A 16,053-nucleotide genomic window follows, 5' to 3' on the forward strand; every position below is an offset into this window, starting at 1 on the left:
AAAAGAAAGGAGGCTGTTCTAAAACGAGCCTCCTCTCTGTTTAGTACAAAGATTTTGTCATATTATTCCGAATAATTTCGAGAGACTTCGCTACAGTTAATGTATTTTTTTCTTCGATTTCTGGTTTTCTAGGGATAGGTTGATACATGTTGTCTGGATCTTCCCATGTGAGGGGAAGGTCGGTTTCTGCTTGTCCTTTCCAAGCGTCAATCCATTCTGGAGGGAGATAACCTGAGATGTTTTGGATGTTGTTCATTTCGAGCCAAATGAGTGCCCAGGCTCTTGGTACGACGCGCCAGTGGTCATAGCCACCACCGCCGACAGCAACCCAGCGACCATCGCAATATTCATTAGCGATTTCACGAGCGAGTTTCGGTATTTCACGATAAATATTCATCGTTGCGCAAAGGTGTGTAAGTGGATCGTAATAATGTGCATCAGCACCATTTTGCGTTAAAATAATATCCGGTTTAAAGTACTCTGCAACTTCTTTTACAACAGTTCGATATGAATCTAAAAACGATTCGTCTTCTGTAAAAGCATCGAGCGGAACGTTAAAAGAATAACTATATCCATTTCCTTGTCCACGTTCATTTACTGCGCCAGTTCCAGGAAATAAATAACGTCCAGTTTCATGTAATGAAATGGTGCACACGTTAGGATCGTCATAAAAAGACCATTGTACCCCGTCACCGTGATGAGCATCTGTATCAATATATAAAACGCGTAAACCGTATTTCTTCTGTATATATTTCATTGCGATAGAGCTATCGTTATAAATACAAAAGCCAGATGCTTTACCGCGAAAGCCATGATGTAAGCCGCCGCCTAAATTGAGGGCGTGCTTTACTTTCCCAGAAAGAACAGCATCGACAGCTGTTAATGTTCCGCCAACGAGTAATGCACTTGCTTCATGCATATTTGGAAACATCGGTGTATCTTCTGTTCCGAGCCCATATGTCATCGCAATTGATTTTTCTAACTTTCCTTCTCCAGCAAGTTTCACCGCATTTATGTACTCCTCTGTATGAATGAATGCAATTTCCTCATCTGTAGCCATTCTTGGCGAGATGACTTGAGAAGGGGAGATAAAACCACTCTTTTGTAATAAATCATACGTAAGTGTGACGCGTAGTTGGTTAAAAGGATGATCAGGGCTAAAAGAATAGCCCCGAAAGTCATCCGAATAAATGAAGGCGCTGCTCATGCTTGCATCCCCATTATGTTTGGCCATAATACGCGGTAGCCCTCTGCTTCAAGTGCATCAATCACTTTTAGAGGATTCATTGTTTGAATGCGGAAAACGAGTACTTTATCATTCTCATCTTTTGCTGGATAGACGAGAACGCTCACAATATTTATTTGTAAATCACTAAAAATAGCAACGACTTTTCCAAGAATACCAGGTTCATTTTTTACTTGAATTTCAATTTGTGAACTTGGTTGGTGAGCTCCTGTTAATTTCACTAACGTGTGCAGCACTGTAGATTCAGAAATGATACCTACGAGTTTTCCAGCTTTCGTAACAGGAAGACAGCCTATTTTATTTTCGAAAAATAAAGTCGCAATTTCCTCAACGAAATCGAGAGGGTGACAAGTCATAACAGGGTGTTTCATTATGAGTTCAAGCGGTTGCTTCAGCATATCGAGTGAAACTTGTTCATCTAAAATAGACGGACTTGCATCTCTTACATCCCGGTCAGAAATAATGCCTACTACGTGATTATTTTGATCGACAATTGGAATGTGCCGAATACCTTTCGTACGTATTGTTCGGATTGCTGTTTCGATTGTGTCATCTGGATGCAATGTTACTACATTTTGGTTCATAATTTCTTCTACAATCATTCCAGTTGCCCCCTTTATTAATACATAAAACGATTGTGAAAACGTAGACGATCGAATGCTTGAATCGAATCCGTATCGACGCGCTTACCGATGCGAACCATTAAACAGTTAGCGGGGTGTGAACAAATTTCAGGATCGTCTGTAGCCATCCATTGTAAACCACCGGCATTCATCATTTTTTCCATTACTTTTCGGTATTCCCAAACATTTAAGCCTGTTTGTTTTAAATCCCAGTGCCAATAATATTCTGTCGTTAATATAATGTAATCTTCCATATGATCGTCCATCATTGAAACTTCTAATAAGTTTTTTCCGACAGAGCAACCGCGAAAGGCTGGGACAACTTCAATCGCCCCGAGTTCAATTAAGGTTTCAATCTTTCCTTCTGACCATCGCTCGAGCGGATCAGGATATAAGTATGTAACATATCCAACGATCGTTTGGTCATGTCTAGCAATAATGAGACGAGCTTCTGGTAATTTAGAAATTTCGACAATTGCTTTATATTGCTGCTCGGCAGGACGAAACGCAATTAAGTCTGGATGAAATTCATACATTTCAAGATTATGTGTAGAGACAGGACCTTCAATAATTAAAGTGCCTTTCGCTGTTTTTAAGTTTCTGGCATTATATATTTTTTTATGAATCAATTTATTGCTCACCACCTTGAGGGTTTGTGAATCTATTAATATCGTACTTTATAATATATGCGATGTGAATCGAATTTTGTCATTAAAAATTTGTCTAAAAATCAACAAATATACTGAAAATTTTAAATAATATCATTATAATAGATAATAGAATACATAGGAGGGGGATGTAAAGTATGAAAGTGGAAACGCTTCCTGTCATTAAAGGAGAAAATAATTTGCCGAATTATGAAGAGGCATACGCGAATTTTAACTGGGAAGAGGTTAATAAAAATTTTACTTGGAATGAAACTGGCCGAGTAAATATGGCGTATGAGGCAATTGATAAGCATGCGAAATCTGATCGAAAGAATAAAGTAGCACTTTATTATCAAGATGGATCGCGAAAAGAGAAATATACGTTTAAGGAAATGAAGGATTTTTCTAATAAAGCAGGAAATGTCCTGAAAAACTATGGCGATGTTGAGAAAGGCGATCGCGTTTTTATTTTTATGCCGCGTTCCCCAGAATTATATTTCGCACTTCTAGGTGCAGTGAAATTAGGGGCAATTGTTGGACCATTATTTGAAGCATTTATGGAAGGCGCAGTTCGCGATCGTTTAGAAGATAGCGAAGCAAAGGTGTTAATTACAACTCCTGAATTGTTAGAGCGTATACCATTAAATGATTTACCAGCTTTAAAAACAGTCTTTCTTGTTGGAGACAATGCAGAAGAAGGCGGTAAAACTGTAGCGTTCAATCCTTTATTTGAACAAGCTTCAAAAGAATTACATATCGAGTGGTTAGGCCGTGAAGACGGTTTAATTCTACATTACACATCGGGTTCTACTGGTAAGCCAAAAGGCGTCCTTCATGCTCAAAACGCAATGGTTCAGCACTATCAAACAGCGAAATGGGTATTAGATTTAAAAGAAGATGATGTATATTGGTGTACAGCTGACCCAGGCTGGGTAACTGGAACAGCTTACGGTATTTTTGCACCGTGGTTAGTGGGGGCATCAAATGTTATTTTAGGTGGACGCTTTAGTCCGGAAGCGTGGTATGAAGCGTTACAAGATTACGGTGTAACAGTTTGGTATAGCGCACCAACAGCGTTCCGTATGTTAATGGGAGCTGGACAAGACGCAATTAAAAAATATGATTTATCACAAGTGCGTCACGTATTAAGTGTTGGTGAGCCATTAAATCCAGAAGTAATTCGCTGGGGTATGAGCGCATTTGGACTTCGTATTCATGATACGTGGTGGATGACAGAAACAGGTGGACAAGTTATTTGTAACTATCCTTGTATGGAAATCCGCCCAGGTTCAATGGGGAAACCAATTCCAGGTGTGAAAGCAGCGATTGTTGATAATGAAGGAAATGAAGTGCCTCCATACACAATGGGGAACTTAGCGATTGGTAAAGGTTGGCCAGCTATGATGCGTGGAATCTGGAATAACCCACAAAAATATGATTCTTACTTCATGCCGGGAGATTGGTACGTATCAGGCGACTCAGCTTATATGGACGAAGATGGATACTTCTGGTTCCAAGGACGTATTGATGATGTAATTATGACGTCAGGTGAGCGCGTTGGTCCGTTTGAAGTAGAAAGTAAATTAATCGAGCATGCTGCTGTAGCAGAAGCTGGTGTAATTGGTATTCCTGATCCAGTACGCGGGGAAATCATTAAAGCATTTATCGCGCTTCGCGTGGGATACGAACCATCTGATGAATTAAAAGAAGAGATTCGTCAATTTGTGAAAAAAGGCCTAGCAGCTCATGCAGCGCCAAGACAAATTGAATTTAGAGATAAATTACCGAAAACGAGAAGCGGTAAAATTATGCGCCGCGTATTAAAAGCGTGGGAATTAAACTTACCAACAGGCGATTTATCGACGATGGAAGATTAAGAGAGAAAGGTCTGAACGAAATGACGTTCAGACCTTTCTTTTTTTATGGTATCATAAACTCATATATATAAGTTAAAGGGGATAGTATGATGAAAACAGAAAAAGAAAAGATGATACAAGGGGAAATGTACATACCAGCTGATCCGGTTTTAGTACAAGAGAGGGAGCAAGCTCGTATATTAACAAGAAAGTTAAATGAAACATCAGAAGTAAAGTTAGAAGAACGTAGTGCAATCGTAAAAGAATTATTCGGAACGACTGGAGATAACATTCATCTTGAATCTTCTTTTAGATGTGATTACGGTTATAACATTCACGTTGGTGAAAACTTTTACGCAAACTTTGACTGTACGATTTTAGACGTATGCCCAGTTATAATCGGAGTGAATTGTATGTTGGCTCCAGGAGTTCACATTTATACAGCAACGCACCCACTTGATCCGGTGGAGCGCATAAGCGGATCAGAGTACGGAAAACCAGTTACCATTGGCGATAACGTATGGATTGGCGGAAGGGCTATTATTAATCCGGGCGTAACAATTGGACATAATGCAGTCATTGCATCTGGAGCTGTTGTAACGAAAGACGTACCGGATAATGTAGTAGTGGGCGGGAATCCTGCGAAGATTATTAAAAAAATAAAATAATATTTGAACGAAGTGCCTTCCTCGTCTGTATACATTTATGAAAGAATAGATGAGGGAGGCGCTTTATATGTCTAATAAATTGATGCTTACTTTTGCTTTAGTTGGAATTATAGTTGTGTTTTCTTGTGGTATGTTATTACCTATACCAATTGGATTTAAAATTTCAATGATTACAGTTGGGATTATTATGATTGTTATTTTTTCAATCCTTATTCCGTTTGATAAGAAGTATATTGTACGAAAAAATGGAAATAAAATTGATTTTACAAAAACAAAAGTGTATTTTCAGTGGAATGTGTTTGATACAATTTCAGTCTGCCTTGCCGTGTATGCATGCATATGTGTGCAAGTATTAAACATTTTAGTTTCAACCGGCCATACAATTCAAAACCCTTACGTTCAATTTTTTACGAATCAATCACAAGTATGGGTCATTGTCGCAAGTGCATATTTAATTTCCCGTATTTCATTAACGTTAAAAGGAATAAAGGAGATTAAAAATCATGGCGCAGATTGGGATTGAGGAGGAGCTCATGCTTGCGTATCAAAATGGAGATAAGCAAGCGGGAGAAAAACTATATGTCTTAATCAAGCCAGCGCTATATACATTTTTGTATCGATTTAATCGTGATGAACAACTAAGTATAGATCTCGTTCAAGATACGTTTTTAATGTTAGAGCGTAAGAAACATATGTATGAAACCCGAAAAGGAAAAGTAAAAACGTATTTATTTCAAATTGGTTATCGTCTTATGATTAATAAATTAAATAGAAGAAAAAAGTGGCGTTCGCTCTTACCGTTTTTAGTACCAGTGCAAGAGGTAGAGTTTTCCCACGAAGATCGGCTCACGGTAAGAGATGCAATTTTGAAAGTTCCTGAAGAACAGCGAGCGGTCCTGATTCTTTCTTATTATCATGATATGCAGCAAAAAGAAATTGCAGAGGTACTAGATATTCCTGTCGGAACAGTGAAGTCGAGACTTCATAATGGGATAAAGAAATTGAAACAATTGCTGGAGGTGGATGAAATTGAGCGAAAATCCTTTTAAGAATGAATATAAATTAAAGCAGCATTTAAATAGTGACCATGTAGAAATACCGGATTTTCCAAACACGGTAAGTCGCTTTGATCGATTACTTGGATTTCTTGCTTCTCCAGCGAAAGATCCTGTGGAAGCGACGATTGGGAATGATTTATCGGTTGTGTTTCATGTATCGTTATTAGTTGGTGTTCCGGTTCTTTCTTTGCTAACAATACTATTAGTCGTTTGAGTGAAAAACATACCGTATTTGAAAACGGTATGTTTTTTGTTAGACCTAAAATTATTCTATTTATTATGGTGTTTCATGTTAATATATTAATATTTAATGTGGAATAGAGGTGGAAAAAGTGAGACATTGTTCTAATTGTGGAGGAAAAATTCAAGATTACGATAATTATTGTAGCGGTTGTGGTCATTATTTAGAGAAAATAAGAAAAGATAATTTCGTGACTGAAGTAGACAATAAAGAAAAATTACCTGTAAAGAGTAAGATGGCTATGTTGTGGGAGCAAAAATTAGTAAAAAGAGGTTTGCTTGCTTTCTTAATTATCATTAGTAGTATCGTCCTTATTTATATGAATTCATCTCCGTTTAATACGATGAAAGGTTATTGGTATACGGAAAAATATCATAACTATATTCAAATTCGAGAAATAAATGATGAGTATATTGAAATGGTCTTCTATGATAAAGGGAGAAAAGAAAAAGTTATTCAAGGAAATGTCGTAAATCATAAACGAGATACTGTGAACTTCTACGTGACTGATCGCGGGAAAAATGTAATGACAACATTAGAATTAAAAGATGGAATGCTGTATTATTTTAGTCAAGAAGATACTGCTTCAGGAAGAATGGAATTTACAAAAGGGACGAAAGAGGAATTTAATAATTTCTATAACGTAAAAGACTTTTATAATTCGAATTAAATCTCCTATTTTCTTCAATTTGACACATACTAGTAAATAATGTTATAAAGAAAAGTATATGAATAATTGAGCGTGGAAAGGGAGAAGTAGTGATCATTTCCCTGTTTTAGAGAGCTGATGGTCGGTGAAAATCAGCACATAGATGATCGCGAATTACGCCCCTAGAGCATCTTTTTTCGATTGAGTTATATTCAAAAGGGAAAAGACGGTGTTAAGCCGTTATGTAAATAAGGTGGTAGGCTTTTTTGTCTGCAACTAGGGTGGTAACGCGATGATCAAAATCGTCCCTTATTTGAAGGGGCGATTTTTTTATGTTTTCAACCTTCACGCCAGTAATGAACTTAAAGGAGAGTATGTAGGATATGGGTATTTTACAAGATCTTGAATTTCGCGGGCTAATTAATCAGCAAACAGATGCTGAGGGATTAGAGCAATTATTAGAAAAAGAAAGCGTTAAATTATACTGTGGTTTCGACCCGACAGCGGATAGCTTACATATTGGTCATATGTTACCAGTATTAATGTTACGTCGTTTCCAATTAGCTGGTCACCAACCAATCGCACTTGTTGGTGGTGGTACTGGTATGATCGGTGACCCAAGTGGTAAAAAAGCAGAGCGTACATTAAATACGAAAGATACAGTTGCTTACTACACGGAAAGCATTAAAAACCAACTTTCAAACTTCTTAGAGTTTGAAAATGTGGGCAACCCAGCAACGATGGCTAACAACTATGACTGGCTTGGTAACTTAGATGTAATTACATTCTTACGCGATATCGGTAAAAACTTCGGTTTAAACTATATGTTAGCAAAAGATACAGTAGCATCTCGTTTAGAAACTGGTATTTCATTTACTGAGTTCAGTTACATGATTTTACAATCATACGACTTCTTAAACTTATACCAACAACACAATTGCCGTCTTCAAATCGGTGGTAGTGACCAATGGGGTAACATTACAGCTGGTCTTGAATTAATCCGTAAATCAGAAGAAGATGCGAAAGCATTCGGTTTAACAATTCCGCTTGTTACAAAATCTGACGGTACGAAGTTTGGTAAAACAGAGGGCGGCGCAATTTGGTTAGACCCAGAGAAAACAACTCCTTACGAGTTCTACCAATTCTGGATCAATACAGATGACCGTGATGTAGTTAAATACTTAAAATACTTCACATTCTTATCTCATGAAGAAATTCTTGAGCTTGAGAAGCAAGTAACTGAAGCGCCAGAAAAACGTGCAGGACAAAAATCATTAGGATCTGAAATGACAAAACTTGTTCACGGTGAAGAAGCGTTAGAGCAAGCAATTAAAATTTCAGCTGCATTATTCAGTGGTTCTGTAGCAGAACTTACTGCAAGTGAAATCGAGCAAGGATTCAAAGACGTACCATCTGTAGAACGTACTGCAGAAGATACAGTATTAATCGACTTACTTGTAGAAAGCAAAATTTCACCATCTAAACGTCAAGCACGTGAAGATGTAACAAACGGTGCAGTCTACGTAAACGGTGAGCGTACACAAGCGTTAGACTACGTTGTAACAGAAAACGACCGCATCGAAGGTAAATTTACAATCATTCGCCGCGGTAAGAAGAAATATTTCTTAATTCGTTACTAATCAGAAAAGAATTTAAAACAAATAGTACCCCGAATTGTAGGCTGAAAAGTTTATGATTCGGGGTTTTTTATGTACGGATTTATATGGCTTCATTATTTCTTTTGAATATGATATGAAAAATTAATACGAGCATATAAAGTAAGCTAATTAGCATAACGACAAATGCTGTGGGATAAAATTTTGCCGCATATATAAAGAAATCGATTTGATAAATATCTTCATAATTTAAAACTGTCCCTTTAAAGTAATTCGTAAACTTCGCACTATATTTCCATTCATCAGGATAATCTATTAAATTACTTCCCTGGTACCAACTAATAAGTGCTGAAGTAATAAACAGCATAAATGAACTACCGAATTGAACCATTTGGTTTATTGTCAAAATGAATCGCCCCCCCCATTTTCTGGTTATTATATCGTAAGAATGTACTTTAATAAACTATTTCGGGGATAAAATACAGTTTGCAGTCCTGTAACTTTTTGTTTTAATCTCCTTTTCGAGTTCATACGGAAATCACATGTAAGCGATATGATAAACGTATAACAAATAGAAAGGAGTGGTAAAACAAAATGTCACTAGAAGCGCTCATTATTTTTTCTTTGCTAAATGCGGGTCAGCTTGCAGAGAACACGAAGGTTGATATACATAAAGAGCAGAAAGATGCTTATGTATATGTTCAAAAAGAGGAAAATAAATAATTTTATTTTATATATAAACGAAAAAGCCAATCCCATGGATTGGCTTTTTCTCATTTTAAACATTAGCTAAAATTTGATCATAACAAGAAAGGACAAGTGGTTCTAAATCTTTTAAATCATTAACATTATCAATGAAAATTCTACTTACTCCCTGTGATTTTGGGGCTTGCTCAACCACAAAATTAGGACATAGTTGCTTAGTAGTTTCTAAGTCTAATCTTACAACTAGAGATTTTGCCTCGCCATCAAGGAATAGACGTATAAACCATTTTGTGATTACACGATTCATGATTCCAAAATAACTAATGGTATCTTTATATTTAAGGTCGCTGATGTCTCGTTGATTTTCAGTTAAAATTTCTTTAACAATGTTAAAGGCAGTTAGTTCATCGTTGGTGGTGAAAACTCTATCTGTTTTGTCTTCTTTGTTAATATCTTCAATTACTTCGGCAGAAGCGGCTGCAACTACACTTGTTTCGGTGGTCTCTGTTATTTTTGTTTCTTTTGGTGTTAAACCATCACTGATTATTTCTAATAGTGTTTGATTAATTGCTTTTTTTACAATTGGTCGGAATCGGTCTAAAACGTTATTTGTAATTCTAGTTGAGCTAAAGTCTTTAATTAGGAAACGAAGGAAATCATCTGAAGGATTTTTAAACAATTCTTTAATTGTAGAATTTAAATTAGTCATATAAATAAGTTCCTCGGCATATTTTACGATTCCCTCAGCTTCAAAATTTTCTTTTGTAAAGGTTTCAATTGTTTCAATATCCACATTGCTTAAATTATCCATGCTAAATGTAAAGAAAGGTTTTTCATCCATCACATTGTCATTTGTTAAATCAGTATAAAATTTGTACTCTACACCATTAGTTAGTACTCCTACTTTGACATCTGGTAAGGCATTGAAATACCTAGATAATTGCGCATCGTGTTTAAGGAGATTTTCTGTTACGGATTTAGCCTCAATTAAAATAATTGGAATCCCATTTTTAAAAACAGCATAATCAACTTTTTCCCCTTTTTTAGCCCCAAAATCTGCAATATACTCAGGTCTAACTTCTAAAGGATTAAAAACGTCATAACCTAGCTTTTGAAGAAAAGGAATAATTAATGATTGCTTGGTCATTTCTTCGTTAGTTATGTATTCTTTTCGTTCTAAAATTTGGTTAGCTATTTTGTTTATATCATTTCTGAATTCCATATTAACGTCCCCTTAGTCTAAAAAAATTATAATTCTTAATATTAACGCTATTTTACTATAAAAATCCATAATATAACAGAAGTTCTGTATGGAAATAAACAGATTCTTCTTTTTCTTTAAATTTAATGAAATAAAAAAGAGAGCCGAAGCTCTCTTTTTTAGTGAAAAACCATTTGTTCTCAGTGAAAACATTGTCATTGTTATACTATTTGGGATATAAATAACAATGTTAGAAAACGAAAAAAGCCAATCCAGAGGATTGGCTTTTTGTCATTAACGAGAGTAGAACTCGATAGCATTAAAAAGCCTTATTATATCAGTGTTTAAAGTAGGTTTATTATTAACTAGCCCCAAAATTAGCCCCACTTTCTGCTAAGCTTTGACTAAATAACTCTACTGACATAGATTCCATTTCCTTTAATACATGGCCATATATTTCATAAATCATTTGTGGAGTATTCCCTAAACGTTCGGCAATTACTTTCACATTTAAACCTTGATTTAATAATATGGTGCAATGTGTATGACGTAAGCCATGTATTGTTATCGAAGGAAGGTTTGTTTTATTTAATACTCTTCTAAATGCATATAGGACACTGCTATCTGTTATAGGTTTTCCTGTTTGGTATGATGTAAATACAAAAGATTCATCATGTAGTTTATATCCAAAAGACAGCATTGTTTCCATGCACCATTTTCGATAAACCTTCAATTGATTTACTAATACATCATCTATTAGAATTTTTCTATAGCTATTTTTTGTTTTGGGTGATCGCACACCTTTATTATCCCTGGTACGTTCAATAGTAATTGTTTTATTATCAAAATCGATGTTTTTCCATTGCAAACCACAAGTTTCGCCTCTACGAATTCCTGTGTACGCAACGGTTAATAAAAATGTGTAGTTTGTAGTGTTTTCTTCTTGTTTCGCTACTTTTAAAAATTCAACTAATTGTTCAGGCGTGAAATAATTGTTTTTTTCTTCTTGAACAGTTTCCTGGTTTGAAAGTTTAATTTTTGTGAAGCGATTACGAGACAATATTTCATCTTCTACAGCTGCGTTAATAGCGATCTTGAATAGGGTGTGAAATAAATGAACTGTACTTGGCTTATATTTCTTTTCAAGTACATTCAAAAATTCTCTCTTATATGTGGTTCTATCCAATGTTTGCAACTTGTAACGGCCAAGTAATGGTTTCATTTGTAAGCGAATAGCCATTTCACGTTGCGCTCGAGAGGTTAGTTTCCAACTATTTTTATGAGTGTTATACCAAATATCTAACCATTCCCCAATGGTTATTTGATCATGTTCGATTTGTTTAGATTCACCACGTAGTGTTGCAGCCTTCACTTCTAATAGTGATTTTAGGGCTGCTTTTTCTGTTTTAAACCCACTTTTCTTTTTCTCTTTTCTTTTCCCTGCATTGTCATAATATTTATGACGGTACATCCACAGTTTTTCATTCTTTGCATTGAAATAATAGTATATTTCCGGTTCTTTTGCTGATTTGTGTAACTTCACCATTACCATTCCTTTCATTGCTTTGGCTGGCGTATGCATAGGAATGGATAGGTATTGGATTTATTCAAAAACATGTGTAAATTTAGTTTTGTGCTTTAAGCATGATATTTGCCATTTCGTTTAGGAGGTGTAGATTGGAGTCGTTCAATTTATTTAATGTATCTACCATTTGTTTTTCAAACTTCATTTTTTTTTCTAACTCTTCCCAGTGTTGTTCCCATTTTCGTTGAGTTTCTTCCTCTATTTCTTTATATTCCTCTGTTTTCTTCCATTCTTCCTCTGTTTTTTCCCATTCCTCTGCACTCATTGCATTATTTTCATCGAAATGAAAAAAGTATCCAGCCTTCTTTATTAATGTTTCACAATCATAGTTGTAAGCTTTGGCTAGCTTTTTTATTGTTTCAAGGGATGGGCGATTGATTTTCCCCGTCCGAGGATCAACACCCTTTTCTAGATTACTTAATTGTACATGACTAATTCCTATCAAATTTGCCATTTCCCTTAAAGAATGATTACCTCTAAGTTCTCTTAAAAGTTGTCCGAAATCATCCATTAGATTACCTCCTTATTTTTTTGTTAATCGTGCTTTACATAAGTTTAACACCATGATATATTATTAGCAAGAGGTGTTAAACGTGATTAACAAACTTAAAGAAGTTAGAGAAAAAAAGAAAATATCGCAGATTGAATTGGCGAAACGCTCTGGTGTGAGCAGAACTACTCTTTATAATATTGAAAAGGGTGGTGATACACGTGTTTCCATTGCACTCTCAATAGCCCGTTCACTTGAAGAGGATGTGGAAAAAATTTTTTATAATTCTTGTTAACCTCGTTTAACGATTTGCAGAAAGGTAAATAAGAATTGTTTATATAAAGAAATTATTGAGATGAGGTAATTATATGATTCCTGCAAATGTGCAAGTAAATATTGATGAAAAAGCCATTAAGGAATACATACTGCAGCAAATAGATCAACAACTTCACGAAACCTTATTGATGGTTGATCTTGAAAAATTAGCAGTAATTACATCAATGAGTAAGAGATTCCTAGAAGATGAGATTTTATCTGATCCACGTATGAGATTAATAGAGCGACGTCGCAACAGAAAACGTTGGTGGTTCTATAAGCGAGCCCTTGAAGTAATAACAGAAATTGTAGATGAATGGTAAGCAACAACGCTTTGGCTGGCGTGTGCATAGGAAACAAAGTCCATAAAAGATTAGGTGGATAATACTTATTAATTCAAATTGCTTGATATTTTATAGCAACGTCGATTTGGAAACAATTGAGGTGAATAGGTTAATGACAACTGCTGAAATACGTGAAGATAAGTTACATATGATTTTAGAAAAAGCGGAAAACGGTGATTCAAAAGCAATCAAAGTTTTAAAAGAAATTAATCGAATATTAAAGCAAGTATGATATTTACTTTTAAAAGCATTATTAAGAGAAAAGGAGGTGCTCATTTTTGAAAGTTACCATGCCGCACTATATAACAAAAATTGATGAAATGTTACCTGGAGCAAAAATTATCAAGCTAACTGGATATGCAAATGGAAATCAAGAGTATCAAAAAGCGAAAACGCCAGTATGTAAGTGGAAAGATAGCCAGGGATTAGATGATTTAGAAATAAATAAATGGATAAACCAAGGCGGATGGATTGGGGCAGTTATTCCCAAGGAGCGGATTATCATAGATGTGGATAACCAGGTTCAAGGAAAACTTGTGAAAGATTTGCTTGAAGGAGAAAACAGGCATCACCATTCGATTAAAACACCAAACGGATGGCAGTTTGTTTTTGCAGCTAAAGAGAAAAGGACACAAGACATTAAACAGATTACGAAATTCTTCTCTCAAATAGGTGTGGTTATTGATACCCGTACAGCTGGAGCAGGATATATTGTTTTTCCTACAAACAACACAGAAGGACGCTACATAGCAACTAATAGTATAGATCAGCTGGACGAATTACCACACTATTTAATACCTGTTAGAAATACAGATAAATCTAAAGATTATACGTTTCCAGTACCTATAGAAAGCTCAGGGAGCAGAAATGACACGATGTATAAGTTTGCTACCCATTTAAAAGTGTGGAATCTTTCTAACGAGGAAATAATGCAGGCAATGGAGCTCATTTATGAGTATTTTCTTTTAGATAAAACTGATTTTCCTTATAACGAATTAAAGACCCTTACGCAGTCAGCTATTCAATGGGAACCAAACCAGTCAGAAAGACAGCATATATCTGACAATAATTTTGAAGCGCATGCCGAAGGTAAGAACGAAAATAAAATCATTCCTAAGCCTTTTAAAGTAGGAGAAAAAGCTACACTTTTTGAGGAAAGAGAGGATAAGGATGGAAATGTGATAACAAAGCTTGTATCACGTAAAACACCATATATTACAAAGGAATTCCATAACATAGAACGTCCACAAGTGCTTTATGAAATTGAATGGAAGGAAAGCAATAGAACGGTAAGAGAAGTTGTGCCAGCTTCTACTATTGCTGTTAGAAAAGAATTATTAGAACTAAGTGATAAAGGTTTTTCTGTTAATGATAATAACGTTAAAAAAATCATTACTTATTTTGACCAATATCTATTGATTAATAATATAGAACAAAATTATGCGGTAGAACGTTTAGGACATATAAAGGATACTTTTATCCATCCTTTAGTTACTAAAGATGTTGAGATTATGGCGATAGATCATGGTGAGAAACAACTACTTGAAGCCTTTGAAGTAAAAGGAACAGGTGATACTTGGAAAGAAGAAGTGTTTGAACGAATTAAGCAGCAACCTAAGGCAGTATTTTTTGTACTTTCTAGTTTTGCGAGTGTCATTATTAAAGATTTACGCTTGCAACCTTTCATTGTTGATTTAAGCGGAACGACCTCGCAGGGGAAGACTACTACATTAAAAGTAGCCGCAAGTGTTTGGGGTAATGAGAGCTTAATGAGTGAGTGGAATGCCACAAAAGTATCTATCGAGAGAAAATCAGCATATTTAAACAGTTTTCCTTTATTACTGGATGATACACGAAAAGCCGATGAACGTATTTTAAAGGATGTTATTTATTCTTTCAGTGGAGGGCGTTCAAAAGGAAGGGGAAGTTTAAAAGGTAGTCAGCGGGAGTTTACTTGGCACAATATTTTATTAAGTACAGGTGAAGTATCTCTCAACGAATATGCAAAAAATCAAGGTGGAGCAGCTGCAAGGATTATTCCATTAATTGACCAGCCGTTAAAGAAAGATCATAGCAATATCATGGAACTTCATGAAGCAATGGAAAGCAACTACGGAGCGATAGGAATAGAGTTCTTAAAAGTTTGGTTGAAACATAAGAAGGAGCTTACTCCAGAGTATCACAAGTTTAGAAAACACTATGTAGATAAAGCCAAAGGTAATGAAGTATTAAGCCGATTAGCTGGATATTATGCTGCAGTCCATTTTACAGGAAGTATATTAAAGAACAAATTGGAATTTGATATTGATCTAAAATCTATTTCATCATTATTTGACGATATAGCAGAAGAAAATAAGGCAATAGACAAACCTATGCAGTTCTTAGAAGAGATACTTACGGATTTGGATAGTAGTAGACAGGATATATTTTATGATTATATGCCAAAAATTATTAAAGCGATTTATAAGGATAAACAAAAACAGTTGTTTTTGACACCAGCTTATACTACTGATTTCTTAGGTGTTGAAGAAAAGCAAGTAAGACGTGAATGGTTAAAAAGAGGTATGACAATTCCATTTGAAAAAGGAAGTAAAATAGTTGATTACAAACTTGTTAGTCATAAAGGTAAGAAGTTTAATAGTATTCCATTAAATATGGAACTTGTAGAAGAATTAGGGTTTGATTTTCATGAAACTAATAGAGATTTTTCGGATTAGAAGTAATAAGAGTAATAGGAAATTACTAGATTTTAAATTTCTTATTACTGTTCAAAACCCTTATAAATCAAGGGGAAATCAATAAAAGTAAT

18 protein-coding genes and 1 other annotated feature are annotated in these 16,053 nt (G+C 35.2%); of the genes, 11 read left to right on the forward strand and 7 right to left on the reverse strand.

All coding sequences use genetic code 11. The features are described 5' to 3' along the window. Positions 1 to 40 precede the first annotated feature (40 nt). From acuC to acuA, 3 genes are read right to left on the reverse strand one after another with little or no spacing between them, the layout of a single operon-like run. Positions 41 to 1,207 carry an acetoin utilization protein AcuC gene (gene acuC / locus MKX77_RS01140; RefSeq protein WP_341307922.1) on the reverse strand — a complete coding sequence of 389 codons (1,167 nt, stop codon included), beginning with the start codon at positions 1,205 to 1,207 and terminating at the stop codon, positions 41 to 43. Further along, complete coding sequence (locus MKX77_RS01145; protein ID WP_078204954.1) at positions 1,204 to 1,848, reverse strand: acetoin utilization AcuB family protein; 645 nt, start codon at positions 1,846 to 1,848, stop codon at positions 1,204 to 1,206. The genes acuC and MKX77_RS01145 overlap by 4 nt, the downstream gene beginning before the upstream one ends. A 17-nt stretch (positions 1,849 to 1,865) precedes the next feature. Then, positions 1,866 to 2,498, reverse strand: a complete 633-nt coding sequence (gene acuA / locus MKX77_RS01150) for an acetoin utilization protein acetyltransferase AcuA (RefSeq protein ID WP_215554421.1) — start codon at positions 2,496 to 2,498, stop codon at positions 1,866 to 1,868. A gap of 176 nt (positions 2,499 to 2,674) precedes the next feature. Between acuA and acsA the strand changes: the two genes are divergently transcribed. The 7 genes from acsA to tyrS all read left to right on the forward strand — a co-directional run bounded on the left by acsA (position 2,675) and on the right by tyrS (position 8,628). Then, on the forward strand, positions 2,675 to 4,393 hold the full coding sequence (gene acsA, locus MKX77_RS01155) for an acetate--CoA ligase (RefSeq protein WP_002067621.1): 1,719 nt from the start codon (positions 2,675 to 2,677) through the stop codon (positions 4,391 to 4,393). A gap of 89 nt (positions 4,394 to 4,482) precedes the next feature. After that, positions 4,483 to 5,040, forward strand: a complete 558-nt coding sequence (locus MKX77_RS01160) for a maltose acetyltransferase domain-containing protein (protein ID WP_341305604.1) — start codon at positions 4,483 to 4,485, stop codon at positions 5,038 to 5,040. A 67-nt stretch (positions 5,041 to 5,107) separates the two neighbouring features. Beyond that, positions 5,108 to 5,563, forward strand: coding sequence for a hypothetical protein (locus tag MKX77_RS01165; protein WP_341305605.1), 456 nt, complete (start codon positions 5,108 to 5,110; stop codon positions 5,561 to 5,563). After that, complete coding sequence (locus MKX77_RS01170) at positions 5,544 to 6,089, forward strand: RNA polymerase sigma factor (protein ID WP_341305606.1); 546 nt, start codon at positions 5,544 to 5,546, stop codon at positions 6,087 to 6,089. Before MKX77_RS01165 ends, MKX77_RS01170 begins: the two co-directional genes overlap by 20 nt. Beyond that, positions 6,070 to 6,312 carry a hypothetical protein gene (locus tag MKX77_RS01175; RefSeq protein WP_341305607.1) on the forward strand — a complete coding sequence of 81 codons (243 nt, stop codon included), beginning with the start codon at positions 6,070 to 6,072 and terminating at the stop codon, positions 6,310 to 6,312. The genes MKX77_RS01170 and MKX77_RS01175 overlap by 20 nt, the downstream gene beginning before the upstream one ends. Positions 6,313 to 6,421: 109 nt before the next feature. Continuing rightward, complete coding sequence (locus MKX77_RS01180) at positions 6,422 to 7,009, forward strand: zinc ribbon domain-containing protein (protein WP_341305608.1); 588 nt, start codon at positions 6,422 to 6,424, stop codon at positions 7,007 to 7,009. 64 nt (positions 7,010 to 7,073) lie between these two features. After that, positions 7,074 to 7,301: a binding site (T-box leader), on the forward strand. Positions 7,302 to 7,371: 70 nt separating this feature from the next. Further along, positions 7,372 to 8,628, forward strand: coding sequence for a tyrosine--tRNA ligase (gene tyrS, locus MKX77_RS01185; RefSeq protein WP_215554415.1), 1,257 nt, complete (start codon positions 7,372 to 7,374; stop codon positions 8,626 to 8,628). Positions 8,629 to 8,707: 79 nt separating this feature from the next. On the opposite strand, the gene MKX77_RS01190 is transcribed toward tyrS, so the two are convergent. Then, entirely contained in the window at positions 8,708 to 9,010 is a 303-nt protein-coding gene (locus MKX77_RS01190; RefSeq protein ID WP_215554414.1) for a YjdJ family protein, read from the reverse strand. 188 nt (positions 9,011 to 9,198) lie between these two features. Between MKX77_RS01190 and MKX77_RS01195 the strand changes: the two genes are divergently transcribed. Further along, the gene (locus tag MKX77_RS01195; RefSeq protein ID WP_002112286.1) at positions 9,199 to 9,327 is read left to right on the forward strand and encodes a hypothetical protein; all 129 of its coding nucleotides are present in this window, start codon (positions 9,199 to 9,201) and stop codon (positions 9,325 to 9,327) included. Between the two features lie 55 nt (positions 9,328 to 9,382). Here the strand turns inward: MKX77_RS01195 and MKX77_RS01200 are convergent, their stop codons facing one another. From MKX77_RS01200 to MKX77_RS01210, 3 genes are all read right to left on the reverse strand, one after another. Beyond that, entirely contained in the window at positions 9,383 to 10,531 is a 1,149-nt protein-coding gene (locus MKX77_RS01200; protein WP_341305609.1) for a type I restriction endonuclease, read from the reverse strand. 340 nt (positions 10,532 to 10,871) lie between these two features. Continuing rightward, a complete protein-coding gene (locus MKX77_RS01205; protein ID WP_341305610.1) occupies positions 10,872 to 12,092 on the reverse strand; it encodes a site-specific integrase in 1,221 nt (406 codons plus the stop codon). Between the two features lie 43 nt (positions 12,093 to 12,135). Then, positions 12,136 to 12,606 carry a helix-turn-helix domain-containing protein gene (locus MKX77_RS01210; protein WP_341305611.1) on the reverse strand — a complete coding sequence of 157 codons (471 nt, stop codon included), beginning with the start codon at positions 12,604 to 12,606 and terminating at the stop codon, positions 12,136 to 12,138. A gap of 82 nt (positions 12,607 to 12,688) precedes the next feature. Between MKX77_RS01210 and MKX77_RS01215 the strand changes: the two genes are divergently transcribed. The 3 genes from MKX77_RS01215 (at position 12,689) to MKX77_RS01225 (ending at position 15,961) form a co-directional block, all read left to right on the forward strand. Beyond that, a complete protein-coding gene (locus MKX77_RS01215) occupies positions 12,689 to 12,880 on the forward strand; it encodes a helix-turn-helix transcriptional regulator (protein ID WP_341305612.1) in 192 nt (63 codons plus the stop codon). Positions 12,881 to 12,953: 73 nt separating this feature from the next. Beyond that, complete coding sequence (locus MKX77_RS01220) at positions 12,954 to 13,223, forward strand: hypothetical protein (protein WP_000611694.1); 270 nt, start codon at positions 12,954 to 12,956, stop codon at positions 13,221 to 13,223. 299 nt (positions 13,224 to 13,522) lie between these two features. Continuing rightward, positions 13,523 to 15,961 carry a DUF927 domain-containing protein gene (locus MKX77_RS01225; protein WP_341305613.1) on the forward strand — a complete coding sequence of 813 codons (2,439 nt, stop codon included), beginning with the start codon at positions 13,523 to 13,525 and terminating at the stop codon, positions 15,959 to 15,961. Positions 15,962 to 16,053: the final 92 nt, after the last annotated feature.

This window comes from Bacillus sp. FSL R9-9410, from assembly GCF_038050385.1.
Classification (GTDB): domain Bacteria; phylum Bacillota; class Bacilli; order Bacillales; family Bacillaceae_G; genus Bacillus_A; species Bacillus_A cereus_U.